This is a genomic window from [Collinsella] massiliensis (assembly GCF_002161605.1).
In the GTDB taxonomy this organism is placed as follows: Bacteria; Actinomycetota; Coriobacteriia; order Coriobacteriales; family Coriobacteriaceae; genus Enorma.
The window spans coordinates 1-22,272 of the sequence record NZ_NFIE01000017.1; the positions used below are offsets into that span (position 1 = coordinate 1).

The 22,272-nt window shown below is 67.0% G+C and carries 21 protein-coding genes; 7 read left to right on the plus strand and 14 right to left on the minus strand.

The features are described 5' to 3' along the window. Positions 1–448 precede the first annotated feature (448 nt). Both B5G02_RS07515 and B5G02_RS07520 read left to right on the plus strand, forming a co-directional pair. Positions 449–1,063, plus strand: coding sequence for a TetR/AcrR family transcriptional regulator (locus B5G02_RS07515; RefSeq protein ID WP_094335788.1), 615 nt, complete (start codon positions 449–451; stop codon positions 1,061–1,063). A gap of 152 nt (positions 1,064–1,215) precedes the next feature. Beyond that, the gene (locus tag B5G02_RS07520) at positions 1,216–3,105 is read left to right on the plus strand and encodes an oleate hydratase (protein ID WP_094335789.1); all 1,890 of its coding nucleotides are present in this window, start codon (positions 1,216–1,218) and stop codon (positions 3,103–3,105) included. Positions 3,106–3,195: 90 nt separating this feature from the next. On the opposite strand, the gene B5G02_RS07525 is transcribed toward B5G02_RS07520, so the two are convergent. Further along, the gene (locus tag B5G02_RS07525; RefSeq protein ID WP_241146196.1) at positions 3,196–4,182 is read right to left on the minus strand and encodes an alpha/beta hydrolase; all 987 of its coding nucleotides are present in this window, start codon (positions 4,180–4,182) and stop codon (positions 3,196–3,198) included. After that, a complete protein-coding gene (locus B5G02_RS10265) occupies positions 4,179–4,313 on the minus strand; it encodes a hypothetical protein (protein WP_019239595.1) in 135 nt (44 codons plus the stop codon). The genes B5G02_RS07525 and B5G02_RS10265 overlap by 4 nt, the downstream gene beginning before the upstream one ends. A gap of 163 nt (positions 4,314–4,476) precedes the next feature. Here B5G02_RS10265 and B5G02_RS07530 point away from each other — a divergent pair, with 163 nt between their 5' ends. Genes B5G02_RS07530 through B5G02_RS07535 form a run of 3 tightly spaced genes read left to right on the plus strand, consistent with a single transcriptional unit; the run spans position 4,477 to position 5,510 of the window. Beyond that, positions 4,477–4,989: a TetR/AcrR family transcriptional regulator gene (locus B5G02_RS07530; RefSeq protein ID WP_026089038.1), complete on the plus strand. Its 513-nt coding sequence runs from the start codon at positions 4,477–4,479 to the stop codon at positions 4,987–4,989. After that, positions 4,920–5,162 carry a TetR-like C-terminal domain-containing protein gene (locus B5G02_RS10275; RefSeq protein ID WP_332306271.1) on the plus strand — a complete coding sequence of 81 codons (243 nt, stop codon included), beginning with the start codon at positions 4,920–4,922 and terminating at the stop codon, positions 5,160–5,162. The genes B5G02_RS07530 and B5G02_RS10275 overlap by 70 nt, the downstream gene beginning before the upstream one ends. Next, complete coding sequence (locus tag B5G02_RS07535; RefSeq protein ID WP_094335791.1) at positions 5,163–5,510, plus strand: MFS transporter; 348 nt, start codon at positions 5,163–5,165, stop codon at positions 5,508–5,510. It begins immediately after the preceding gene. Positions 5,511–5,519: 9 nt separating this feature from the next. Here the strand turns inward: B5G02_RS07535 and B5G02_RS10235 are convergent, their stop codons facing one another. The 3 genes from B5G02_RS10235 to guaA form a co-directional block, all read right to left on the minus strand. Further along, entirely contained in the window at positions 5,520–6,182 is a 663-nt protein-coding gene (locus B5G02_RS10235; RefSeq protein WP_241146197.1) for a HEAT repeat domain-containing protein, read from the minus strand. A 43-nt stretch (positions 6,183–6,225) separates the two neighbouring features. Next, positions 6,226–6,828, minus strand: coding sequence for a hypothetical protein (locus B5G02_RS10240; RefSeq protein ID WP_241146198.1), 603 nt, complete (start codon positions 6,826–6,828; stop codon positions 6,226–6,228). 293 nt (positions 6,829–7,121) lie between these two features. Then, a complete protein-coding gene (guaA, locus tag B5G02_RS07545) occupies positions 7,122–8,108 on the minus strand; it encodes a glutamine-hydrolyzing GMP synthase (protein WP_094335792.1) in 987 nt (328 codons plus the stop codon). 182 nt (positions 8,109–8,290) lie between these two features. Between guaA and B5G02_RS07550 the strand changes: the two genes are divergently transcribed. Beyond that, a complete protein-coding gene (locus B5G02_RS07550; RefSeq protein WP_094335793.1) occupies positions 8,291–8,581 on the plus strand; it encodes a hypothetical protein in 291 nt (96 codons plus the stop codon). A 104-nt stretch (positions 8,582–8,685) separates the two neighbouring features. Here the strand turns inward: B5G02_RS07550 and B5G02_RS07555 are convergent, their stop codons facing one another. The 6 genes from B5G02_RS07555 to B5G02_RS07580 all read right to left on the minus strand — a co-directional run bounded on the left by B5G02_RS07555 (position 8,686) and on the right by B5G02_RS07580 (position 17,054). Continuing rightward, complete coding sequence (locus B5G02_RS07555; RefSeq protein ID WP_094335794.1) at positions 8,686–10,413, minus strand: ABC-ATPase domain-containing protein; 1,728 nt, start codon at positions 10,411–10,413, stop codon at positions 8,686–8,688. After that, positions 10,410–11,423, minus strand: a complete 1,014-nt coding sequence (locus tag B5G02_RS07560; protein WP_094335795.1) for a CorA family divalent cation transporter — start codon at positions 11,421–11,423, stop codon at positions 10,410–10,412. Before B5G02_RS07560 ends, B5G02_RS07555 begins: the two co-directional genes overlap by 4 nt. Before the next feature lie 157 nt (positions 11,424–11,580). Then, positions 11,581–12,849, minus strand: a complete 1,269-nt coding sequence (locus B5G02_RS07565; protein WP_094335796.1) for an MFS transporter — start codon at positions 12,847–12,849, stop codon at positions 11,581–11,583. Positions 12,850–12,957: 108 nt separating this feature from the next. Beyond that, positions 12,958–13,986 carry a glycosyltransferase family 2 protein gene (locus B5G02_RS07570; protein WP_094335797.1) on the minus strand — a complete coding sequence of 343 codons (1,029 nt, stop codon included), beginning with the start codon at positions 13,984–13,986 and terminating at the stop codon, positions 12,958–12,960. 47 nt (positions 13,987–14,033) lie between these two features. Further along, on the minus strand, positions 14,034–15,248 hold the full coding sequence (tyrS, locus tag B5G02_RS07575; RefSeq protein WP_164476336.1) for a tyrosine--tRNA ligase: 1,215 nt from the start codon (positions 15,246–15,248) through the stop codon (positions 14,034–14,036). A 159-nt stretch (positions 15,249–15,407) separates the two neighbouring features. Beyond that, positions 15,408–17,054: a DUF6056 family protein gene (locus B5G02_RS07580; RefSeq protein WP_094335798.1), complete on the minus strand. Its 1,647-nt coding sequence runs from the start codon at positions 17,052–17,054 to the stop codon at positions 15,408–15,410. Positions 17,055–17,283: 229 nt separating this feature from the next. Here B5G02_RS07580 and B5G02_RS07585 point away from each other — a divergent pair, with 229 nt between their 5' ends. Beyond that, a complete protein-coding gene (locus tag B5G02_RS07585; RefSeq protein ID WP_094335799.1) occupies positions 17,284–19,401 on the plus strand; it encodes a transglycosylase domain-containing protein in 2,118 nt (705 codons plus the stop codon). A 201-nt stretch (positions 19,402–19,602) separates the two neighbouring features. Here the strand turns inward: B5G02_RS07585 and B5G02_RS07590 are convergent, their stop codons facing one another. From B5G02_RS07590 to truA, 3 genes are all read right to left on the minus strand, one after another. Then, entirely contained in the window at positions 19,603–20,040 is a 438-nt protein-coding gene (locus B5G02_RS07590; RefSeq protein ID WP_019239613.1) for an arginine repressor, read from the minus strand. Positions 20,041–20,183: 143 nt separating this feature from the next. Beyond that, positions 20,184–21,248 carry a glycosyltransferase family 2 protein gene (locus B5G02_RS07595; protein WP_094335800.1) on the minus strand — a complete coding sequence of 355 codons (1,065 nt, stop codon included), beginning with the start codon at positions 21,246–21,248 and terminating at the stop codon, positions 20,184–20,186. Between the two features lie 188 nt (positions 21,249–21,436). Next, the gene (truA, locus tag B5G02_RS07600) at positions 21,437–22,258 is read right to left on the minus strand and encodes a tRNA pseudouridine(38-40) synthase TruA (RefSeq protein WP_094335801.1); all 822 of its coding nucleotides are present in this window, start codon (positions 22,256–22,258) and stop codon (positions 21,437–21,439) included. Positions 22,259–22,272: the final 14 nt, after the last annotated feature.

Sequence of the window (22,272 nt, forward strand, 5' to 3'; positions counted from 1 at the left end):
CTCATCTCGCTAATCGAGCTCGGGAGGGGCGGGAGCCCGTCGATGCGCGAGCGGTACCGCGCCTGGGTCGAGGACGGGTTTCCAATTCCCGCGGATCAGGGTTGACAAACAATAGGAGCGTCGCTTTTGTTGGCTCGTGACCCCTTGCTACTTGAGGGGGTGCCGATAAAACGCTCGCTTCGCGCCGTTTGGGTTTGCGAGCCGTCCGCAGCACGAAAAAACCGCCCGATACCGAGGCGCCAACCTGTTTGAGGAACCTCAACGCCCTGAAAAATGGGTTGGTTGGGGACGTGTTCCTTTCAACCCCTTTTTGGGAGATGACTGAAGCGAACGCGTCCCCGACCGAAAAAAGGGGTTGAAAGGAACACGTCCCCAACCAACCCATTCCCAACCTCCGCCACTTCCGGCGCGCGGGGTATATGAAGAGAAACGACCGCAGGGAGGGCGCATGTCCAGCCAGCTCACCAAACGCGCGCTCGAGGAATCGCTCAAGCACCTGTTGCTCCAAAAACCGCTGAGCAAGATCACCATCGCCGACATCACCGACGATTGCGGCATCAGCCGCATGACGTTCTACTACCACTTCCAGGACATCTACGACCTGGTCGAATGGGCGTGCGAGGAGGACGCCGCACGGATCATCGCGGGCAACAAGACCGCCGATACCTGGCAGACCGGCCTGCTCAACATGTTCCTCGCCCTGCGGGACAACAAGCCCTTCGTGCTCAACGTCTACCACAACATGAGCCGCGACCAGATGGAGCGGATCTTCTTCCCCGTGGTGCACGACCTGGTGAAGGGCGTGGTCGACGAGCACGCGGCGGGCAGGCACATCCGCGAGCGGGATAAGGACTTCATCGCGAACTTCTTCGCCCACGCGTTCATCGGGACCGTCCGCGACTGGATCGCCCGGGGCATGAACGACGACCCGCACGCGCTCGTGCAGGGCATCGTCATCATCTCGGACGGCGCCATCGAGACCGCGCTCGGCCGGCTCGAGATCCCCGGCGGCTACGTCGCGGGAAGCGAGGACGCGCTTCCGGACGAACCTGCCGCGTCATAGGATACGTCCCCTGTCATTCTATACAATCCCGCCGCTTTGATAAGAAACCGTACAGAAGCGCTGCTCTGCTCATGGCGCGCCCGGCCACATGGCGCAATCATGGAATGAGATGCGTCGGACTCGGCCGATGCATGCGTGAGAAAGGTGCAGCCATGTACTATTCAAGCGGAAACTACGAAGCCTTCGCCCGCCCCAAGAAGCCCGCGGGCATCGACCATAAGAGCGCCTACATCGTGGGCACTGGCCTGGCAGCGCTCTCCGCCGCGGCCTACCTCGTGCGCGACGCCCAGATGCCGGGCAAGAACATCCACATCTTCGAGAAGGACGACGTGCCCGGCGGAGCCTGCGACGGCCGGAACATCCCCGGCCTCGGCTACGTCATGCGCGGCGGCCGCGAGATGGACAACCACTTCGAGGTGATGTGGGACCTGTTCCGCTCCATCCCCTCCATCGAGACGCCCGGCGTCTCCGTCCTGGACGAGTACTACTGGCTCAACAAGGAAGACCCCAACTACTCGCTCTGCCGCGCCACGAAGGACCGCGGGCACGACGCCGGCTGCGACGGCAAGTTCGGCCTCTCGGACAAGGCCGCCATGGAGATCATGGAGCTCATCTTCACGCCCGATGAAAAGCTCTACGACCGCCCCATCACCGATTACTTCGACGATGAGGTGTTCTCCTCCAACTTCTGGATGTACTGGCGCACCATGTTCGCGTTCGAGAACTGGCACTCCGCGCTCGAGATGAAGCTCTACCTCAAGCGCTTCATCCACCACGTGGCGGGGCTGCCGGACTTCTCCGCCCTGCGCTTCACCCGCTATAACCAGTACGAGTCGATGATCCTGCCGCTCGTCGAGTACCTCAAGGCCGCCGGCGTGCAGTTCCACTTCAACACGAAGGTCGAGGACATCCAGTTCTCCATCGGGGGCGGCCAGGGCCCGGAGCGCCCGCGCACCGGCACCGGCCAGGACACCATCCAGCGCATCCAGCAGGCAGCCTTCCCGCGCAACCCCTATAGCACGCCCGTGAAGAAGGCCGCGACGCGCATCGTGCTGAGCGAGCCCGCCCAAGACGGCGCGGCCAACATCACCTCGATCGACCTCACCGAGAACGACCTCGTCTTCATCACCAACGGTGGCTGCGTCGAGAACTCCACCATGGGCGCGCAGGACAAACCCGCCGCGTGGAAGCCCGACATCGAGCCCGGCGGCGGCTGGGACATGTGGCGCCGCATCGCCGCGCAGGACCCCAGCTTCGGGCATCCCGACGCCTTCTGCGGCGACCCCGAGAAGTCCAAGTGGATGAGTGCCACGGTGACGACCCTCGACGGCGAGATCCCGCCCTACATCCAGGCCATCTGCAAGCGCGACCCCTTCACCGGACACGTGGTCACGGGCGGCATCGTGACCTGCACCGATTCCAACTGGCTCATGAGCTGGACGCTCAACCGCCAACAGCAGTTCCGCGACCAGCCCAAGAACGAGCTGAGCGTCTGGGTGTACGGGCTGTTCCCGGACGAGCCGGGCAACTTCGTGAAGAAGCCCATGCGCGCGTGCACCGGTGAGGAGATCTGCCAGGAGTGGCTCTATCACCTGGGCGTCCCCGAGGAGCGCATCCCCGAGCTCGCCGCGAACCACGCCAACACGGTGCCGGTCATGATGCCCTACATCACGGCGTTCTTCATGCCGCGCGCCGCGGGCGACCGCCCCGACGTGGTGCCCGATGGCGCGGTGAACTTCGCGTTCATCGGCCAATTCGCCGAGACGCCGCGCGACACCATCTTCACCACCGAGTACTCCATGCGCACCGGCATGGAAGCCGTCTACACGCTCTGCGACGTCGATCGCGGCGTGCCCGAGGTGTGGGGCAGCGTCTTCGACGTGCGCGACCTGCTCATGGCGAGCGTGAAGCTGCGCGATGGCAAGCCCATCACCGACATGAAGCTCGGCCTCATCGAGCGGTTCGCCCTCAAAGAGGTGCTCAAGAAGATCGAGGGCACCGACGTCGAGAACGTCCTGAAGGAGTTCGGCGCCATCCAGTAGGCGAAGCTCTCAATAGCTAGCGATCAGCGCGCGGCGGGTTCATCCTCCTCTCCCCACCGCGCGCTGCGCCGTCTCACTGGCCGCCGCGCGCTACTCCACCGGCAGGTACGTGTCGAGGTACTGTTCGACCGTCTCCATCCACTGCCGGTACACGGCGTTATCGTTCTGCAGACCATGGCCGGAGTGGGGGCACTCAAAGTAGCGGTAGTCCACGCCGTTCTCCTCGAGCGCGGCCTTGAGGCGCAGGGACGCCTTGAACGGCTGGACGCGGTCGTGCGTGCCATAGGCAACCACGGTCGCCGGCGCATTCGGCGCGACCCAATCAGCCGCGGAGATGGGCTTCACGCGCTCAAGGTACGCGCCGCTCTCGACCTCCTCGACCGGGATGAGCTCCCCGAGCATCGCGCTGAACAGGGCTGCGGCGGACTGGCGGCTCTCATCCGTGTCGCGGTCGAGCCCGTAGTTGTCCCAGTCCTCCGTGTGGAAGCAGGACGGGCCGACCGCCCCGAAGGTAAGGACGACGGGCACAGGCGCGTCCGCCGCGTCGCGATAGGCATAGAGCATGGCGAGGGTGTGCCCGGCGGATCCACCCGCAATGGCCATCTTGTCGATTGAGTAGCCCGCCTGTGCGGCCGCCTCGACCACCTGCGGGATGGCGGCCTTGATCTCGTTGGATTGCGTGAGGACGCTCGCGTTGTTGGTCTCGGTGCGCAGCGTGTAGTTGATGCCGCAGGCGACGTAGCCCTTGCTGCAGAGCCACGCGAGCGTTCCCTCGTCATCGCTCTTGTCGCCCGAGGTGAAGCCGCCCGCGTGGAGGTAGACCACGAGGCCATAGTGCTCCTTGGTATCGTCCTTCGGCAGGTAGAGGTCGAACGTGTTGGCCTCGCCGTCGCCGTAGGGGATGTCCACCTTCCGCGTGCCGAGCTCGTCGCTCCAGGTGACGCTGTACGCCTGCGCCCATGCGGGCTTGATGACGAACTTCGACGCGACGCCGCCGATGAAGGCGACGACGAAGATCAAGATCCCGATTCCCACCGACATGGCGCGCGGCCCCTTTCCTTTCGTTGTGCGGCTCATAGGAAGTTTCCTCCGAACAGCGTGCCCCCGAGCAGTAGGTTCAGCACCGCGCGGACTGCGAGCCTGCCGAGGAGGAAGGCGGGGACGGCGATGGCGAGCGCGATGAGCAATCGTTGCTGCATGAGCGTCATGCGGACTCCTTGCGGTCGATGATGGCCGCGGCCGGGGCGGGCGCGGCGCATTGCTGCGTTCTGGTGGTGATACAACTGTTTCAGCGATACAATCGTATCATCGAGCTGCCGAATTGCGATGGAGGGTCACCAAATGGGACAAACCGGGGCGTCTGTATCGCCGATGAGCAACAGGGGACGGAACACGTACGTGCGGACGCACATCACCGCGACGCTGCTGCAGCTGCTACGGGAGCGCCCGCTCGAGGCGATCTCCATCAGCGAAATCTGCTCCCGCGCCGGCGTCGGCCGGGCGTCCTTCTACCGGAATTTCGCCAGCAAGGAAGCCGTGCTTGAGGAACGTGTCCACGAGCTGTTCCAAGATTGGGCGAATACGAGCGAAGGGGGCGCGGGGGTCGCGAGCGCACCGCTGAGCGAGCTGCTGCGGTCGCTCTTCGCCCGGTTCGAGAAGCACCGGGATTTCTACGCGCTGCTCAACGAGCGCGGCCTCATGTTCCTCGTGAAGGATGCCGTCATCGAGCTCTTCGGCCCCAAACCGGAGCAGCCGAAAGAGGAGGCGTACGCGCGCGCCTATTTCGCCTACGCCCTGTACGGCTGGATCGAGGTCTGGTTCCAGCGGGGCATGCGCGAGTCCGCCGAGGAGATCGCGGAGATGTTCCAGCGGCAGGGGCTGTAGCCGGTGCGCGGGGAGGCCGGCGACTCCGTTTGGTGCGCAGCATGCTGCACGGCTTCGCCTCGCTGGAGCACCAGGGGTACCTGAGCCATTTCGATCCCCCGGCGGAGGAGAGCTACCGGTTTGCCATCGACCGCGCCTGCGAGATGCTCGAGCGCGCAGAGGAGCTGAGCTAGATGGGCGCGGCGCGTGAGGATGCCCGCGTGCACGGGGCGGGAAGGCTCATGATCCCCGTCCTCATGACGGGCGCGTTTCTGGGATCGCTCAGCCAGAACATGCTCGCCTCGGCGCTCGCGGCGATCATCGATGAGTTCGGCGTCAGCGCGCTCGTGGGCCAGTGGCTCACCACGGTCTACCTGCTCATGGTGGGCGTGGTCTCCGCGCTCACCGCGACGCTCTTCCAGCGGGTGCGCACGCGCCGGCTGCTCGAGTGCTCGCTCGCGCTCTTCGCCGCCGGATGCCTCGCGGCCATCGTCGCCCCGTCGTTCTGGACGCTGCTCATCGCGCGCCATCCAATCAGATAGTCCCCTGCGCTACTTTGTATCCGCTAGGAAGATTGGATTGCGGATGGCGGCACGTCGGACGCTTCCATATTCGTCTTTCGCCAGTCTCATTAGTACTTCGTGAGGAGTTGATGGGTTTCCCGCGATGACACTGCGTATGTCGTCGTTCTCGTCGCTTGCGAGGCGCACTATGGCGTCTGGGGGGCAGGAGGGGTTGCCGGCGACAGGCTCGCGAACTCTCCAGTCTCTATCGTCTGCAAAGCGCTCGAGAATCTTCGGAGGGCAAGAGGGGTTGCCGGCGATCGCTAGACAGGTAAGGTAGCCCGCGTCTTTCACAAGATGTTCAAGGATGTCCGGGGGACAGGTGGGGTTGTCGGCAACGGCGAAACGCATATCCTCATCCTGACCTTCAGCAAGGTGCCTGATGACGCTCTGCGGACAGGAGGGGTTGCCGGCGGCTTGTAAGCGTACGGAAGCCTCCTCGTCCTTCAGTAGGCGCATGAGGGCGTTTTGCGGACAGGAGGGGTTAGCGGCGACGCACCAGCGCACGTAATCGTCTTCGTCCTCCGAGAGGCGTACGAGAACGTTCGGTGGGCAGACGGGACTGCCGGCAATCCAAACTCGCACAAAATAGCAGCGTTCATCTCGCTCTTTCTCGGAGTATTCAAATTCGTCTTCATCCTTCGAAATCATACCGTAGCCATCCGGCGGAAGGGAGGGATTGAAATCGCGAGTCTCATTCATTAATTTGATCCCAGTCAAACGCGAGGCACTCGAAGGCGTCCGGCGGAAAGGAAGGGTTGCAAACAACAGCCTTAGCGACGTCTTCGTCATAGCTGAACACGAGATACTTGAGAATGTCCGATGGACATGAGGGGTTACCGGCGAGGCGGTAACCCAAGAAGCTGCTTGCGCCTTCCGCAAGGCGTGCAAGGGCGTCTTGCGGGCAGGAGGGGTTGCGGGCAAGGTCAGCGCGAACCCAAGAATCGCTGTCGGTCTCAAGATGCGCAAGGACGTCTTGCGGGCAGGAGGGATTGCCGGCGAGGTGGGCGCGAACAGAGGAATCGCTGTCGGTCTCAAAATGCGCGAGGACGTCTTGCGGGCAGGCGGGGTTGCCGGCGACGCCGGCGCGAACCCAAGAATCGCTGTCAATCGCAAGGCGTCTGAGAAGTGTCTTGGGGCATTTGGGGTTTTGAGCGAACGCAGCAATTGTACTGTCTTCGGAGAGGATGTCGGAAAGTATGTCAAAGACGTCCCGGGGAAGCAACCCGTTTTTGAGTGCCTCAGATAATGCATCCTTGCGGTAGGCAACCTTGTCTCTCGCATCCATTATGTCCATAGCTCTTCCATTCTCTCAACCAGCAAGATCCATGCTTCGGCTGCTTGTCTTCGCTTGTCGTTGCTGTCCTTAATTTGAGAACCTCACGCCATTCTTCGCACTTAAGCTTGTGCGCCGTCCATTTGCTGCGCTTGCCCGTGCGGTGTCACGCTCACTTTCGTGGTGTGCGGCAGCTTTCGTTTGATGAAGATGGTACACCATATACATATACACACCAAAAGAAGGAAACGCCCTGAATCGCAATTGAAACAGGGCGTTTGAACTGGCGTTTTATTTAGTACGGGAAAACCAGTTTATTCCCACTCGATCGTGCCGATGGGCTTCGGAGTCAGATCGTACGTCACGCGGCAGATGCCCGGCACCTCGGCGAGGATGCGGTCGGTGATGCGCTCCAGGAGCGGCCAATCGAGCTCGGGAACCGTCGCGGTCATGGCGTCGACGGTGTTCACGGCGCGGATGATAGCCTGCCACTCGTAGGCGCGCTTGCCGTCGCGCACGCCCGTCGCGCGCATGTCGGGGACCACGACGAAGTACTGCCACACCTTGCCGGCGAGCCCCGCCGCAGAGAACTCCTCGCGCAGGATCGCGTCGGCCTCGCGCAGCGCCTCCAGGCGGTCGCGCGTGATGGCGCCCAGGCAGCGCACACCGAGCCCCGGGCCGGGGAACGGCTGGCGCTCCACCATGCTCTCGGGCAGGCCGAGCGCGCGACCCACCTCGCGCACCTCGTCCTTATAGAGCAGGCGCACGGGCTCGACGAGCTCGAACTGCAGGTCGTCCGGCAGGCCGCCCACGTTATGGTGCGCCTTCACTCCGTCGGACTCCACGATGTCCGGGTAGATGGTGCCCTGCGCGAGGAAGTCCACCTCGCCGGCCACCTTGCGTGCTTCCTCCTCGAACACGCGGATGAACTCGGCGCCGATGATCTTGCGCTTGCGCTCGGGCTCCGCCACGCCCTCGAGCAGGGAGAGGAAGCGATCGGTGGCGTCAACGTAGACGAGGTTCGCATCCATCTGGTTCTGGAACACGTCGATGACCTGCTCGGATTCGCCCTTGCGCATGAGGCCGTGGTTCACGTGCACGCAGATGAGCTGCTTGCCCACCGCGCGGATGAGCAGCGCCGCCACCACACTCGAATCCACGCCGCCGGAGAGCGCGAGCAGCACGTTCTTATCGCCGATCTGCGCGCGGCATGCCGCCACCTGCTCGTCGATGAACGCCTGGGCGCGTTCGGGGGTGTTGATGCGCGCCATGTCGTCCGGGCGCTTGTCGGGAAGGTTCATGCGTCGCTCCTTGCTCTCGCGGTGGGGTACCTCCTCCCCCATTCTATCGCGCATGACCTGCATAAAATCGAGGCGTGCGTGAATCATTCTTGGAGCGGTGCGCTGAGCCGCGCGAACGGGCGGGCGCGGGGCAAAATGATAAAAACCAGCCTGTCTGGATTTTATCATGCGGGAGGAAAGCCATGGCGAGCAGGAAACCTTCGGCGCGGGCGAAGCGCGTCGCTGCGTTCAAGGCGGGGGCATGCGACCTCGACAGCCTCTTCGAGGGCGAGAGCCGCCGTCGCGACGAGCTGGATGTCGAGCGCGAGCGCGCCCGGCGCGAGAAGGCCTGCGCCTCGAAGATGCGCTATGCCACGCGCGCCGACGCCCTGGACGCCATCACGGCGTGCGAGGAGCACGGCAGGCGCGGCCTCTCCACCTACCGCTGCCCCTACTGCGGCGGCTGGCACCTCACCTCGCACCCGTGGAAGTGAGTGGCTCGGCCGCACGGCACGGCGCGCCGTCGTCGCACCACGTCGTGCCGTCGTCGCAGAGCCTGTCCCCAAATGTAGCAAAAAGTATCGTTTTGAACCCGTCCCTACATGACGCGGAAGCGGTTGAGGGCGCAGTGGAGCTCTTGGGGGCGGGGGAGCGCGAGGCCGCAGCCCGTGTCACCGTACGGGGAGAGCAGCTGCCAGCCATCGCGCTCGAGGTCGCGGTAGAGCTCCCCCACCACCTCAGCGAGGCCGCGCGATCCGTCGAGCGCGCGTTCCTCGCCCAGGACGCGCACCATCTGCGCGAGCGCCGCCACCTGCTCGGCGTCGACGAGCTGCTCAACCAGGCGCAGATCGGCCTCGCCCGACCCCACCGAGAACCCGTCGAGCCCGTGCGCGCGCACCTTCGGGCCGCGCCCGCGCCCATCGCGCCGAAACGCGCGCCCGGGAAGCTCCATCCGGCGCTCGGACGCATGGAACGCCGCGCGCTCATCATCCGCGCCCGGAGCATCGTCCTCGGCTGCGTCCACGCCCCCCTCGCGGCAGACCGCGCGCACGCGCTCCGTCACGTCGAGCGCGCGGTACCCGTCCATCTGCACCACGCAGTCGGCCACGGGGAAGAACGCCCCTGAGCTGCCCATCACGAGCACGCAGCTCACCCCGAAGCGCTTCCACAGGCCGCGCACGCGCTCCGCGAACGGCGTGATGGGCTCGCGGTCGGGCGCCACGACGGCCTCCATGAGGGCGTCGCGCACCATGAAGTTCGTGGCCGAGGTGTCCTCGTCGATAAGGAGCGTCCGCGCGCCGGCCTCGAGCGCCTCGACGGTCGCTGCCGCCTGCGAGGTGCTCCCGCTCGCGTCCTCGGTCGCGAACGAGCGCGTATCCCGACCGTCGGGCAGATCGCCGATGAACGGTGAGATGTCCACCGCGTGCACCGCGCGCCCGTCCTCGGCGCGAAGCTTCATCGCGCTCGACTCGGTGATCACGAGCTCGCGCCCATCCCCCGCCACGTGGTTGTAGATGCCCTCCTGCAGCGCCTTGAGGAGCGTCGACTTGCCGTGGAAGCCGCCGCCCACGATGAGCGTGATGCCGCGCGGAAGCCCCATACCGCGCACGCGGCCGCGATGCGGCAGGTCGAGCTCCACGGCCAGGCGCTCGGGAGCGCGAAACGGCACCGCGCCCTCGAGCGGCCGCGACGAGACGCCGGACGCGCGCGGCAGCACCGAGCCGTCCGCCACGAAGGCGATGAGCCCCCGGCGCTCGAGTTCCGCGCGCACAGCCGCCTGGTCGTCGGCGAGCTCCATCGCCGCCCGCGCTGCCCGGCGGCACGCCTCGTCGCATATGAGCGCGCGCTCGACGCACGCGGGCAAGAGCTCGAAGAGCATGCGCGCGAGACCCCGGGCGTCCACCGTGCGCCCGTGCGCGGGAAACCCCATCTCGAGCCGCATGAGCACGCCGGCCGCGCCCGCCTCACATGCGGAGCGCGGCAGCACCTCGGGGCCGGGCACACTCGTAGCGATGAGGCCGCTCTTGCCCGAGCCGCGCACGGCGTAGCTCGCGCACCGTGCCTCGGCCGCGAAGCGCCGCACGAGCAGGTCCTCGAGCGCGGTGCAGCGCTCCGGCGTGGCGTAGAGCTCTGGAGCGAAGCCCGCGCGCGCAGCCGGGACATGCACCGAGAGGGCCGAGGGCGCCGCAAACGGATCGCCCTGTACGCGATCGATGGAGAGCTCGAACGCACCGAGGTCGTACACGCCCCGCAGCGACTTGTACGCCGGGTAGCCCCTCCGGTCGATCCCAGCGAGCCGCCCCTCCAGGTCGCGGCGCGTCCTCATCGCGCATCATCCCCCTTGCCGCGCTTGCGCCGCCGCGCGCGCCGTTCCTTGCCGCCCCCGAAGCTCAGCCACCCGCGCCGGCGAAACACCACGATCTGCGCGATCGCGATGACCACGCACATGGCCACCATCACCGGATAGCCCCACGACGCGCCGAGCATCGGCATGTTCTTGAAGTTCATACCGTACCAGCTCGTGATGAACGTGAGCGGCATGAAGATCGTCGCCACCACGGTGAGCCACTGCATGACGCTGTTCTGCTGGATGTCGATCTCTTCCTGGTAGAGGCTGTGGACCTGCAGGTTGTAATCCTGCAGCGACTCGAGCCGGGCGGAAAGGCGGTCGAGCCGGCGCGCGACGGAGGCGAAGCGCTTGCGGTCCTCGGAGCCGAGCACATCGGACGTTTCATCCGCGAGCACGTCGAGCACGTCGGACATGCCCTGGTAGAAGGCATCGAGGCCGATCAGGCGGCGCACGTCGGCCATCATGCGGGCGCGGTCGACGCGCACCTTCCCCTCGAGCAGCCGCTCCTCGACGACTTCCAGGTCGTCGCGGACACGGGTGAGCAGCTCCGGCTGCTCGCGCAGCGGCGCGCAGAGCAGCGCGCGCAGCACGGACGCGACCGTCTCCATCGACACCCCGTCCGACACGAGGCGCTCGATCACCCGATCGCAGAAGCCATGGTCGTCGAGCAGCATGAGGACGTCGGGCTTGAGCAAGAAGCCGAACCGCGCGGCGCCCGTCGCCTTGTCCAGCGCCTTGCTCGACACCTTGCCCGACGCCCTGCTCATGCACGCGGGGAGCACGACGACGCCCGCCACGCAGGTACCCAGGCGCTCGGCGAACGGCGCGGTAGCGTGCTCGGCCTGGGTGAGCACCTCGCGCACGGCGGGGTCGGCCACGGCATCCAGGCCCTTGGCGTACTGCATGAGCTCGACGCGCGCCTCGGCCGTGTCCTCGGATGCGGCGGCGACGAGCCGCCCGGACCGTATCACCCAAACCTGCGCCATGGAAGCCGCCCTTCAACGTACGCACCCGTCGTGGCCATCGCTTCCATTGTACCCCGCCCCCTCCCGCGCCCCGCCGCCCGAGTCATTGGGGACGGGTTCATTTGACTCACTGAGTCATTGGGGACGGGTTCAATTGACTCACCGCGCCGGCGATGAGCTACCCTTCGGCTTCGATGTGCCGGATGCTCGGAATGCACCAGGTGAGCACGGCGAGTACAAGCATCGCGCAACCCGCTCCCGAGAACCACGCCGGCGCGCCCACGGTATCCGCGAAGAGCGTCGAAGCCGCGAGCCCCAGCGGCATCGCCCAGGACATGATGGCGCCGTAGAGGCCGAAGACGCGGCCGAGGAACTCGGGCGGCACGCGCTCTTGCATGAGCGCGGTCTGCGGCCCGGAGTAGAAGGGCGAGCTCAACCCCATGAGGAAGCTCATGGCGAGAAACGCCGCGAACCCGCCCGCGCCGAGCAAACCGGCAACGAGCGTCGCCGCACCATAGAGCGCCGTCGCCGCCACGACGGTGAGCGCTCGGTTCTTGAAACCGCCCGTCGCCGTGAGCAACGCCGAGCCCGCGATCATCCCGATCGAGAAGACGATCTCGGCCAGGGCGGCATCCGCCGTCGTGCCGCCGAAGTGGTCGAGCGTCATGAGCGGGAAGAGCGCCGAGATGGGCGAGAACACGAGGGTGAACGCGAAGCCGCACCAGAGCAGGGCGAACAGGCCGCGGTAGCCGCGCAGCACCCGGTAGCCGTCGCGGGTTTCCGCAAACAGGGCGCGCATGTCGCCGCCGGGAGCGCTCGAGCCGCCCGCCGAGCCCGGCTCCCTGCCGCCCGCGCGGATATGCGCCGCGAGCACCGCGCCCGCGGCGAAGAGCGCGCCGACGACATCGGGGACGACCATGGGCACGAGGCCGGACAGCGGGTAGATCACCGCCGCGAGCGCTGTTCCCAGGATGTAGCCGCCCGATTGCACCGCCTGCGCCGCGCCCGCCAAGCGGGTCAGGTACTCCGGGGGCGCGAGCAGCGGGGTGAGCGCTTGGAAGGCGGGCGTGTGGAACGCGCTGCCGATCGCGCGGAGGAACAGCGCCGCGATGACCACCCAGACGGGCAGCTCGCCCATCGCGGCAGCCACCGCCACCACGAGGCTCACCGCCGCGATGAACAGGTCCGCGCCGATGAGCGAGCGGCGCAGCGGGAAGCGGTCGACGATGGTGCCCGCGACCATGCCGAAGAGCGCGAGCGGCAGGAAGCCCGCGAGCGAGGCGAGGGAGAGCATGCTCGCGGAGTTCGTCGTGAGCGTGATGTGCCAAATGAGCCCCATCTGCAGCACGGAGCTTGTAAGCACCGAGATGAGCTCGCCGCCCCAGACGCACGCGAGCTTGAGCTTCCACGCGCCGCGTGCAGAGCAATTTGCGCCAAACGCGCCCACAAGCTTCCCCTTCCCTTGAGTCAATGGGGACGGGTTCAAATGACTCACTGAGTCAAACGAACCCGTCCCCAATGTCTCGGCGAGTCAATTGAACCCGTCCCCAATGACTCAGGCGCGGAGCTCTCCGTCGTGCGCCACGCCGTCGGTCGCCTCCGCCACGATGTAGCGCGGGCGCGCCTTCGTCTCGAGGTAGATCTTGCCCACGTACTCGCCCACGATGCCGAGCGAGACCATGATGAGGCCGCCCACGAGCCAGATGGAGACCATCAGGCTCGACCAGCCCTCGACCACATGCCCGAGCGCCAGGCTCACGAGCGTGTAGGCGAACATCGCGAGCGCCACGATGATGGAGAGGCCGCCGAGCAGCGTGACCCAGCGGATGGGCTTCACCGAGAACGACGTGATCCCGTCGAGCGCGAAGGAGGCCATCTTCTTGAGCGGGTACTTCGACTCGCCCGCGAAGCGCTCCCCGCGCACGTAGTACACCTTGTCCGTCGTGAACCCGAGCGCCGGCACGATCCCGCGCAGAAAGAGGTTCACCTCGCGGTAGCCCGAGAGCGCCGCGAGCGCGCGCCGCCCCATGAGGCGATAGTCGGCGGAATCCGAGACGAGCTCCACGCCGAGCCAGCGCATGAAGCCGTAGAACGCCTCGGCCGTTCCGCGCTTGAACGCCGTGTCCGTGCCGCGGCTGCTGCGCACGCCGTAGACGATCTCCGTCCCGGCGCGGTGCTTCTCGAGCATCTCGTCCATGGCGTCGATGTCGTCCTGCAGGTCCGCGTCGAGCGAGATGGCACAGTCGAAGCCCTCGTCGAGCGCGCGCATGAGCCCGGCGAAGAGCGCGTTCTGGTGCCCCTCATTATGCGCGAAGGAGATGCCCTCAAACCACGGGGCATCACCCTCGACGCCCAGGCGTGCCGGGTCTGCGTGGAGCTCTTTGATGAGCGCCCAGGTCGCGTCGCGGCTGCCGTCGTTCACGAAGAGCACGCGGCTGCTCGGCGCGATGGCGCCCCGCTCCACCAGGCTCGAGAGCTTCGCCGCGAGCCGCCGCGCGGTCTCGGGCAGCACCTCCTCCTCGTTGTAGCACGGCACCACCACGCACAGCCGCACTGCGGGCTCCCCCATCGCAGCCTCCGCCATCTCAGACACCCTTCTCGATCCTCGCCAGCACGCGACCCGCCGCGCCGCTAGGCCAGGCGCGCGAACTTGCGCTTCCCCACCTGCAGCACCGCGCCCGCATGGAGCAGCGCGGGGTCGACGTTGTAGCTCTTCGGCGCCACGGGCTGCTGGTCGATCTTCACGCCGCCGCCATCGATGAGGCGGCGCGCCTCGCCCGCGCTCGGGGCGAGCCCGGCCTCCTTGAGCACGCCGGCGAGGTACACGAGGCCCTCGGCGTTCGGCGTGAGGTCCACGTGCACCTCGGCGATGTCCTCGGGCAGCTCGTCCTGCTTGAACACGCGGTCGAACGCGGCCTTCGCCTCCTCGCCCGCGCCGGCGCCGTGGTAGGCGTCCACGATGTTCACCGCGAGCGCGCGCTTGAGCTCGTACGGGTCGGCCGAGCCGTCGGCCAGCGCCGCGTCGATCGCGTCCACCTCGTCCACGGAAAGGGTCGAGGCCAGGCGGTAGTACTTGCCGATCATCTCGTCCGGGATGGACATGATCTTGCCGAAGGCGTCCGCCGGCGCGTCGGTGAGGCCCACGTAGTTGCCGTAGGACTTGCTCATCTTGCGCACGCCGTCCGTGCCCTCGAGCAGCGGCATGGTGAGCGCCACCTGCGGCTCCATGCCCATCTTCTCCATGAGCTCGCGGCCGGCGAGCAGGTTGAAGAGCTGGTCGGTGCCGCCCATCTCCACGTCGGCCTTGATGACCGTGGAGTCATAGGCCTGCATGACGGGGTAGAGGAACTCGTGGAGCGCGATGGGCGTCTGGCTCTGGTAGCGCTTGGTGAAGTCGTCGCGCTCCAGGATGCGCGCGACGGTGAACTTGCTGCAGAGCTCGAGCAGGCCCTTCAGGTCGAGCGAGAGGATCCAGTCGGCGTTGTGCACGATGGTGGTCTTCTCCGGGTCCAAGATCTTCATGGCCTGGGAGACATAGGTCTCGGCGTTCGCCTCGATCTGCTCGGAGCTGAGCTGCGGGCGCGTGGAGTTCTTGCCCGACGGGTCGCCGATGAGCGCCGTGCCGTTGCCGATGATGAGCGTCACCTTGTGGCCGAGGTCCTGGAACTGGCGCATCTTGCGCAGCGGCACCGCGTGCCCCAGGTGCAGGTCCGGGCTCGTGGGGTCGACGCCGAGCTTGATGTTGAGCGGCACGCCGCGCTCAAGCTTCTTGCGCAGCCCCTCCTCCGGGACGATCTGCGCGGTGCCGGACGTGATGATGCGCATCTGTTCATCGATTGGGAGCATAGCTCACCCTCCTGGTATCTCTAGCACCCTCGCCCGCCGGGCGGTGCTCTGGTCACAGATAGTTCTAGTGTAGCCTAGATGCGACGTCCGTGGGGCGGGGTCGGAGCATTGGATGCGCCCGCTCCCGCGCGCCGGGATGGCCGCATGGGCGGCGGCGCCTCACGAGAGCACGGCATGGTAGCCGATGATGCTCTCCTTCCCGTACCACTGGGCGAGGCGGTAGTTGATGTAGTTGTCCATGTTGTCGCGGATGTCGCCCATGAAGAGCACCTTCGGCGCGGCGGTGTAGTACGCCACGTCGACGGAGCCCTCCTCGCTCTCCTCGAGGTACGCGAGGCGCGCCCGCACCTGCTCGTCGTACTCCCGCGCCTCGCCCGAGATGAGCGAGGTCGCCGCCGAGATGGACACGAGGTCGTCGCGGTGCCGCTCGTCGACGGCGAGCGATGCGACCGCCATGACGAGCACGAGCACGCAGCAGCCGAGGTGCGCCGCGAGCGCGCGGCGGCGCGGGAACGGGCGCGCGCCGGCGGCCGTCGCGCCGTCCTGCGCCCGGCACGCCTCCCGCCGCTCCAGGCGCCGCACCACCCAGCCGGTGAGCCAGCCCGCGCACAGCAGCACCGCCGCCACGAAGAAGTCGTAGCGGATGTTCTGCACGCGCCCCGGCCCCACGGTGCCCATGGAGAAGAACGTCGGCGCGAAGCTCGCCATGAACAGCAGCGCGAGCGCGATGGCGGGAGCCCCGGGCAGGGCGAACGAGCAGCGCGACCGCCGGGCGATGCGCGCGAACACCGGCAAGAGCAGCGCGAGCGCGAGCACCATGAAGCCGTTCGTCCACAGCAGCGCGTACTCGAAGCCCGCGAGAGCGCTGCGCGCGAGCGTGGGCACCACGCCGAGGTTGTCGCCCGCGAACTGGCTCAGCTGGCGCTCGACGTTGCCGGGGGCGGCCATGGAGCAGGCGAACCCCACCGCGAGCACGGCGAGTGCCGGGACCAGGAGCCACGCGGAGCGCCGGCCGCGCGCCAGCGCCGCCACGACGGCGCCCGCGAGCGCGACCACCGCCACGAGCCCGGTCACGTAGTTCCCGCCGCCGATCACGAAGGCGAGCAGCACGAGCGCCGCGCTGCGCGCCGCCATGCCCGGCCCGGTGAGCGCGCCGCGGCGCGTCCGCCCGCGCAGGAGGCGCACGGCGAGCCCCGCGCCCACGAGCAGGAGCGCATGGTAGAAGGTGTAGTAGATGGCGGAGTTGTACCACCAGAAGCCCTCAACGGGGCTCGGCAGCAGCTGCGTCTGCAGCAGCAGCGCCGCGCAGGCCACGCAGAGCCACTCCGCGCGCCCCGCGCCGCACACGTCGCGCACGACCACCGAGGCGGCATAGCCCGTGGCGAGCACGAGCGCCGCGATGATGCCCACCGCCCCGAGCCCGTAGAGCCCCTCGCCGAACACCCCGGGCTGCAGCGCCATGAGCACGATGGCCGAGTACGTCCCCTGCCACGAGCTATAGGTGTCCGCCGCCTCAGTGACGGCGGCCGCGACCGCGCCGGGGAGTCCCTCGCCCGCCTCGAGCGCGGCGTGCGCGTCCACGCCGTAGTGCCAGTCGTCGGCGTAGCTGTGGTCGTAGCGCGAGATGGCGAGCATGGGGATGAGCGCGAGCGCGAGCAGCACGGCGAGGCCCACGGCGAGCACCGCGATGGGATCTGCCGGGCGCGGCGCGCGGCGCAGGTGCCGACCGGCCTGCCAGCGCTCCCCTGCCGCGCCCGTCCCCGAGACGGCGGCGCACTCCCCTGCGCCCGTGAACCCGTGCTCCATGTCCCACCTTTCGATCGGCGCCCCGGACGCCTCGCCGAGGGGCGCTTGCGGCCGCGCACCCGTCAAAGCCCGCCAACGGTATGCAATCGGTCTGAAATTTGCCTTTGATAAGCATACCCAAGACCTCGGGCGGCGTTGTTGCGGTAATGTGGTGAAGTGTATGTATGACGAGCATCCGCCCGCGGCGCCCCGCCGCGATGCGCGGCGTCGAAACCTTCAGGAGGTCGATATGGGTCCTCGCCAGCGGCAACGCCGGTTCCGCGCGAAAACGCACATTGCGCCCATCATCATCGGTTCGTTCTTCGGCTTCATGCTCCTCGCGGGCGTCGCCTTCGGTGTCGGCATGATCGGCGTCGTGGAGACCTGGCTCCAGGATCTTCCCGACTACACGGACACCGACCTGTACCTCCCGAGCGAGCCCACGACGATCTTGGACGCCGACGGCAACAAAATCGCGAGCTTCTACACGCAGAACCGCACGACGGTCGATCTCGACCAGATCTCGAAGTACGTCGTCGACGGCACGGTCGCCACCGAGGACGAGCGCTTCTACGAGCACGGCGGCATCGACCTCATGGGCATCCTGCGCGCCGTCGCGGTGCAGCTCACCGGCGGCTCCGAGGGCGCCTCGACCATCACCCAGCAGCTCGTGCGCAACACGATCCTCTCGGACGAGCAGTTCGACGTCACGCTCGAGCGCAAGGTGCGCGAGGCATACCTCGCCATCAAGATGGAGGAGATCTACTCCAAAGACCAGATCCTCAACATGTACCTCAACGTCATCAACTACGGCCACGGCGCCTACGGCATCGAGGCGGCCTCGAACGTCTACTTCTCCAAGAGCGCCAAGGACCTCACCCTCGCCGAGGCGGCGCTGCTCGTGGGCCTGCCGAACGCCCCGTCGCAGTACGACCCCACCGTCAACCCCGACTACGCCCTGAGCCGCCGCAACACGGTGCTCGACCGCATGCTCTCGAACGGCTACATCACCCAGGAGGAGCATGACGCCGCCCAGGCCGAGCCCATCGTGCTCAACCTTTCCGAGACCTCCGGCACGGGCGTCGACATCTACAACTACCCCTACTTCGTCGACTACGTGCGCAACCTGCTCTCCAACGAGTTCGACTACAACCAGATCTTCTCGGGCGGCCTCACGGTGCAGACGACCATCAAGCCCGATGTCCAGGCGGCCGCCGAGGCGGCGGTGATCGACCAGCTCGACGCGGTGGGCGTCGAGAACCTCCAGGCCGGCATGACCGTCATCGACAACAAGACCGGCGCCATCGTGGGCATGGTGGGCGGACGCGACTACTACGCCGACAGCGAGCACACCAACCACGCGATCACCCAGCGCCAGACGGGCTCCTCCTTCAAGGCGTTCACGCTCGCCACGGCCATCCATGAGGGCATGAACCCCAACATCATCATCAACTGCAACTCGCCGCAGACCTTCGACGACGGCACGTACACCGTGCAAAACATCGGCAACGCCCAGTACGGCTACATCTCACTCGCCCGCGCCACGGAGCTCTCGTCGAACACGGGCTACGTGCAGATCGCGAAGGCCGTGGGCGTCCAGAACGTCATCGACATGTGCCACGAGCTCGGCATCGATAACGACATGGATCCCAATTCCTCGCTCACGCTGGGCACGGAGGAGCTCTCCACCCTGCAGATGGCCGAGGCGTTCTCGACGTTCGCCTCCGGCGGCATGCACCGCGACGCCATCGCCATCACCAAGATCACGAACCGCGACGGCGAGGTCATCTACGAGCATAAGGACGAGCCCGAGCGCGTGCTCGAGACGGGCGAGGCCGAGGTGGTAACCGACATCCTCGAGGGCGTCGTCTCCAACGGCACCGCCATGACCGCGCAGCTCTCGGTAAACCAGCCCTTCGCCGGCAAGACGGGAACGACCGAGAACTACGGCGACCTGTGGTTCTGCGGCTACACCCCGCAGTACAGCGTCGCCGTGTGGACGGGCTTCACGGCCGGCGGCTCGAACACGATCTACATCGGCGGCCGCACCGCCTCGACGAGCGACCTGCCGCAGCCCATCGCGCGCAACTTCTTCAACACCATCCTCGACGGCGTGGAGCGCGAGGAGTTCCCCACCGGCACCACGCCCTCCTACCGCGCCGACTCGTACTGGGAGGTCGACGGCAAGCCGCTCACCGGCGGCAGCGCGACCACGGCCGAGACGCCCGAAACCGAGGAAGAGGAAGCGCCGACCACCACGTCACCGAACTCGCCCACAAGCCCGACGAGCCCCACGACGAGCGAGCCCGAGCCGGATCCCGAGCCGGAGGAGCCGCCTGCGACGACGGATCCCGAACCCGCCGCCTGAGTCAATGGGGACGGGTTCAATTGACTCACCGAGTCAATAGGGACGGGTTCAAATGACTCACTGAGTCAAACGAACACGTCCCCAATGACTCACAAACGCCCGGGTATCGCAGCGATGCGGTACCCGGGCGTTTTCGTACGAAGATGCAGATGCAGCAGGCCGCGCGCCCGCGAGAACCCGCCCGCGGAGGGGCCTCGGCTCCTACCGGCGCGAACCGCAGAGCTTCGACATGAGGCTCTCGAAGCGCTCGCCGTCCTCCTCCGTGCGCGTGATGACGAGAATCGTGTCGTTGCCCGCGAGCGAGCCGAGCACGGCGGGGAGCTCAGCGGCGTCGATGGCGGCGGCGATGCCCGAGGCGGTGCCGGGCTGCGCCTTCACGAGCACCTGGTTGCCCGTGCGCACCACTTCCACCACGAGCTCGGACACCATGCGCTGCAGATGCAGGTCCTCCGCGAGCACGTAGACGCCCTCGGGCAGCTTGCGCAGCCCCATATCGGCGATATCGCGCGAGATGGTGGCTTGCGTGCAATCGAATCCATATGCCTTGAGTTCATCGACGAGCATGCGCTGCGTGCGGACGTCCTTGTTGCGGACGATCTCGCGGATCGCTTCCTGCCGGTTGCTGCGCTTCTTTGCCATATGCGCCCATCCTTCGACAAAACGTGGTATGCATAGCGATAGTTTACTGAAATCTGCAGAGAACTGCGGAAATGTAATCATTTGGAAGCATACTCTATGCAGAATATGAAAAACTGCGCGCCGCGAGCCGGGCGCGCGCCGCATCACACGCAGGCAACGAGGTCGAAAGGACTGCGGCCGATGGGCAGCCGCGATATGCGGGCGAGCTGCGCGAAGCGGGCGCTCAGGCAGCATCCCAGGATATTCTTCCGCGCGATCAAGGCATACATGAAGCCGAGGGCGCGCCCTTGCCGCCCCAGGGCGGCGACCGTCTCGCGCGTGCTCGGCGCCGTGACGATGTCGCGCACGCGCTCGGTGCGCTCGATGGACGAGATGCCGTGCTGCGCGTACACGCGCTCGATGCTCACGATGATCTGCCGCATATGCAGCTGATGGATGGCGCGCATGAGCGCCTCGTCATGCTCCCGGTGCCATGCGGCGGCGAGCTGCAGCATGCATTCATGGTCGCGCTCATGCATCCGGTACGTCTCGGCATCGATGCCCGCAAGGCGGGGGTCCATATGGTACAGGGCGCTCTCGACCGCGCCCACGCGCTCGACGTCCTCGATATACGCCGCCATGAAAGCCGTCTGGCTTCCCAAGAGCCCCATGCGCATCCCCAGCCCCTCGATGCGCGCGCGCTCGAAGAGCTTGCCCCGCACGAAGCCCAGGATGCCCTCGTTCATGAAGAGTGGCACCTCGTCGCGGAAGGCCTCGGCATCGGTGGTGGGCTCGACGGAGAAGCGGAGCACATGCGAGGCATGCCCGCCCGAGCCCATCGGCTCGTCGACGGAGAGCGCCATGATGGCGAGCTCGAGGTCGTGCGCCTTGACCGCGCGCTCGAGCGCCGCGAGGGCGCCGGGAGCGAGCCAATCGTCTTGCGCCATGGCCAGGATGTAGTCGCCGCGCGCCTGCTCCAGGGCAGCATCGAACGCCTGGGCGTAGTCCACCTCGCCGTTCTCGATCACGTCGACGCGGATGTCGCGCTCCGCGATGCTCCGGCACATGGCAACGGTGCGGTCGCGCGAGCCGCAGTCGCTCACGACCACCTGGACGCTGCCGAAGGACTGGTTGAGCGCGCTCTCGAGGGAACGGACGATGCGCCGCTCGGCATCGCGCACGACGAGCACGACCGTCGCAAACGGCTTCCGCACGCCATGGAGCGCCATGTGCCCAGCCCCCTCTCGCTTCTCGCAAGCGTCACTTGGCTACATGGTAGCACCCGCGCTTTTCCCTCGATTTCAGGGGATGGGGCTGCACGTCTTGTTCAAATGTTCTGCATCTTCCCAGCACAACATGGCGGCATCGTGCGGGGGTGCGGGCAGACGGCGGGCACATGCTCGGCCGCCGCGTGCGGTCACGCGAGGGGCGTGAGCGCGCCCTCCGGGTAGGCGACATCGGCGAACACGAGGCCGCACGCGGGAGCCGTGGGACCTGCCGCCGCGCGGTCGCAGGCGGCGAGGGCATCCGCCACCCACGCCTCGTCCCGCCGGTGCGCGCCCACCTCGACGAGCGTCCCCACGATGGTGCGCACCATCGAATGCAAAAACGCATTGCCGGTGATGGTGAACGCGAGCACCTCCTCGCCGAGCTCGCGCCCGCGCTCGAAGCCCACCGCCATGACGTTGCGGCACGTGGGCTTCCCCTCGGCCGACGACGCCTTGCAGAAGCTCTTGAAGTCATGCTCGCCCACGAGCGCCTGGGCGGCGCGCGCCATCGCGGCATCGTCGAGCGGCATGCGCTGCCACCACACGTGGTCGCGCGTGAGCACGGGGCGGTTCGGGCGGTCCGCGATGCGGTAGATGTAGGTGCGCGCGCAGGCGTCGAAGCGGGCGGAGAAGCCCTCCGCCGCGTGGAACACCTCCTGGACGGCGATGTCCCGGGGCAGGAGCGCGTCCATGGCGCGCAGCCAGCGCCGCGCGGGGATCTCGAGCTCGTCGTCTGCGGCCGGGAAGCTCACGTACTGGCTGAGCGCGTGCACGCCGGCATCCGTGCGCCCAGCGCAGGTGAGCTCCACGGGGCGGCGTAGGAAGACCTCGAGCGCGTGCCGAAGCTCGCCCGCGACCGTGCGCACCCCCTCCTGGGGCTGCTCCGCGAACCCGCTGTACGCGCCGCCCGAATATGCGAGCCGAAGCACGATGGTCGCCGCGCTCCCCGCGCTGGCCGCCGTCTCGTCCATGCCGTATCCCCTTA

Excerpts from the sequence above, each read along its gene's own strand:
- B5G02_RS07530 (WP_026089038.1), top strand. The coding sequence starts at position 4,477 with ATGAGCAACAGGGGACGGAACACGTACGTGCGGACGCACATCACCGCG.
- B5G02_RS07570 (WP_094335797.1), bottom strand. The coding sequence starts at position 13,986 with ATGGCGGAGGCTGCGATGGGGGAGCCCGCAGTGCGGCTGTGCGTGGTG.
- B5G02_RS07520 (WP_094335789.1), top strand. The coding sequence starts at position 1,216 with ATGTACTATTCAAGCGGAAACTACGAAGCCTTCGCCCGCCCCAAGAAG.
- guaA (WP_094335792.1), bottom strand. The coding sequence starts at position 8,108 with ATGAACCTTCCCGACAAGCGCCCGGACGACATGGCGCGCATCAACACC.
- B5G02_RS10235 (WP_241146197.1), bottom strand. The coding sequence starts at position 6,182 with ATGATTTCGAAGGATGAAGACGAATTTGAATACTCCGAGAAAGAGCGA.
- tyrS (WP_164476336.1), bottom strand. The coding sequence starts at position 15,248 with ATGCTCCCAATCGATGAACAGATGCGCATCATCACGTCCGGCACCGCG.
- B5G02_RS07595 (WP_094335800.1), bottom strand. The coding sequence starts at position 21,248 with ATGGCGCTCCATGGCGTGCGGAAGCCGTTTGCGACGGTCGTGCTCGTC.
- B5G02_RS07560 (WP_094335795.1), bottom strand. The coding sequence starts at position 11,423 with ATGGCGCAGGTTTGGGTGATACGGTCCGGGCGGCTCGTCGCCGCCGCA.
- B5G02_RS07585 (WP_094335799.1), top strand. The coding sequence starts at position 17,284 with ATGGGTCCTCGCCAGCGGCAACGCCGGTTCCGCGCGAAAACGCACATT.
- truA (WP_094335801.1), bottom strand. The coding sequence starts at position 22,258 with ATGGACGAGACGGCGGCCAGCGCGGGGAGCGCGGCGACCATCGTGCTT.
- B5G02_RS07590 (WP_019239613.1), bottom strand. The coding sequence starts at position 20,040 with ATGGCAAAGAAGCGCAGCAACCGGCAGGAAGCGATCCGCGAGATCGTC.
- B5G02_RS10240 (WP_241146198.1), bottom strand. The coding sequence starts at position 6,828 with ATGGACATAATGGATGCGAGAGACAAGGTTGCCTACCGCAAGGATGCA.
- B5G02_RS07525 (WP_241146196.1), bottom strand. The coding sequence starts at position 4,182 with ATGAGCCGCACAACGAAAGGAAAGGGGCCGCGCGCCATGTCGGTGGGA.
- B5G02_RS07535 (WP_094335791.1), top strand. The coding sequence starts at position 5,163 with ATGGGCGCGGCGCGTGAGGATGCCCGCGTGCACGGGGCGGGAAGGCTC.
- B5G02_RS07555 (WP_094335794.1), bottom strand. The coding sequence starts at position 10,413 with ATGAGGACGCGCCGCGACCTGGAGGGGCGGCTCGCTGGGATCGACCGG.
- B5G02_RS07580 (WP_094335798.1), bottom strand. The coding sequence starts at position 17,054 with ATGGAGCACGGGTTCACGGGCGCAGGGGAGTGCGCCGCCGTCTCGGGG.
- B5G02_RS10265 (WP_019239595.1), bottom strand. The coding sequence starts at position 4,313 with ATGACGCTCATGCAGCAACGATTGCTCATCGCGCTCGCCATCGCCGTC.
- B5G02_RS07550 (WP_094335793.1), top strand. The coding sequence starts at position 8,291 with ATGGCGAGCAGGAAACCTTCGGCGCGGGCGAAGCGCGTCGCTGCGTTC.
- B5G02_RS07515 (WP_094335788.1), top strand. The coding sequence starts at position 449 with ATGTCCAGCCAGCTCACCAAACGCGCGCTCGAGGAATCGCTCAAGCAC.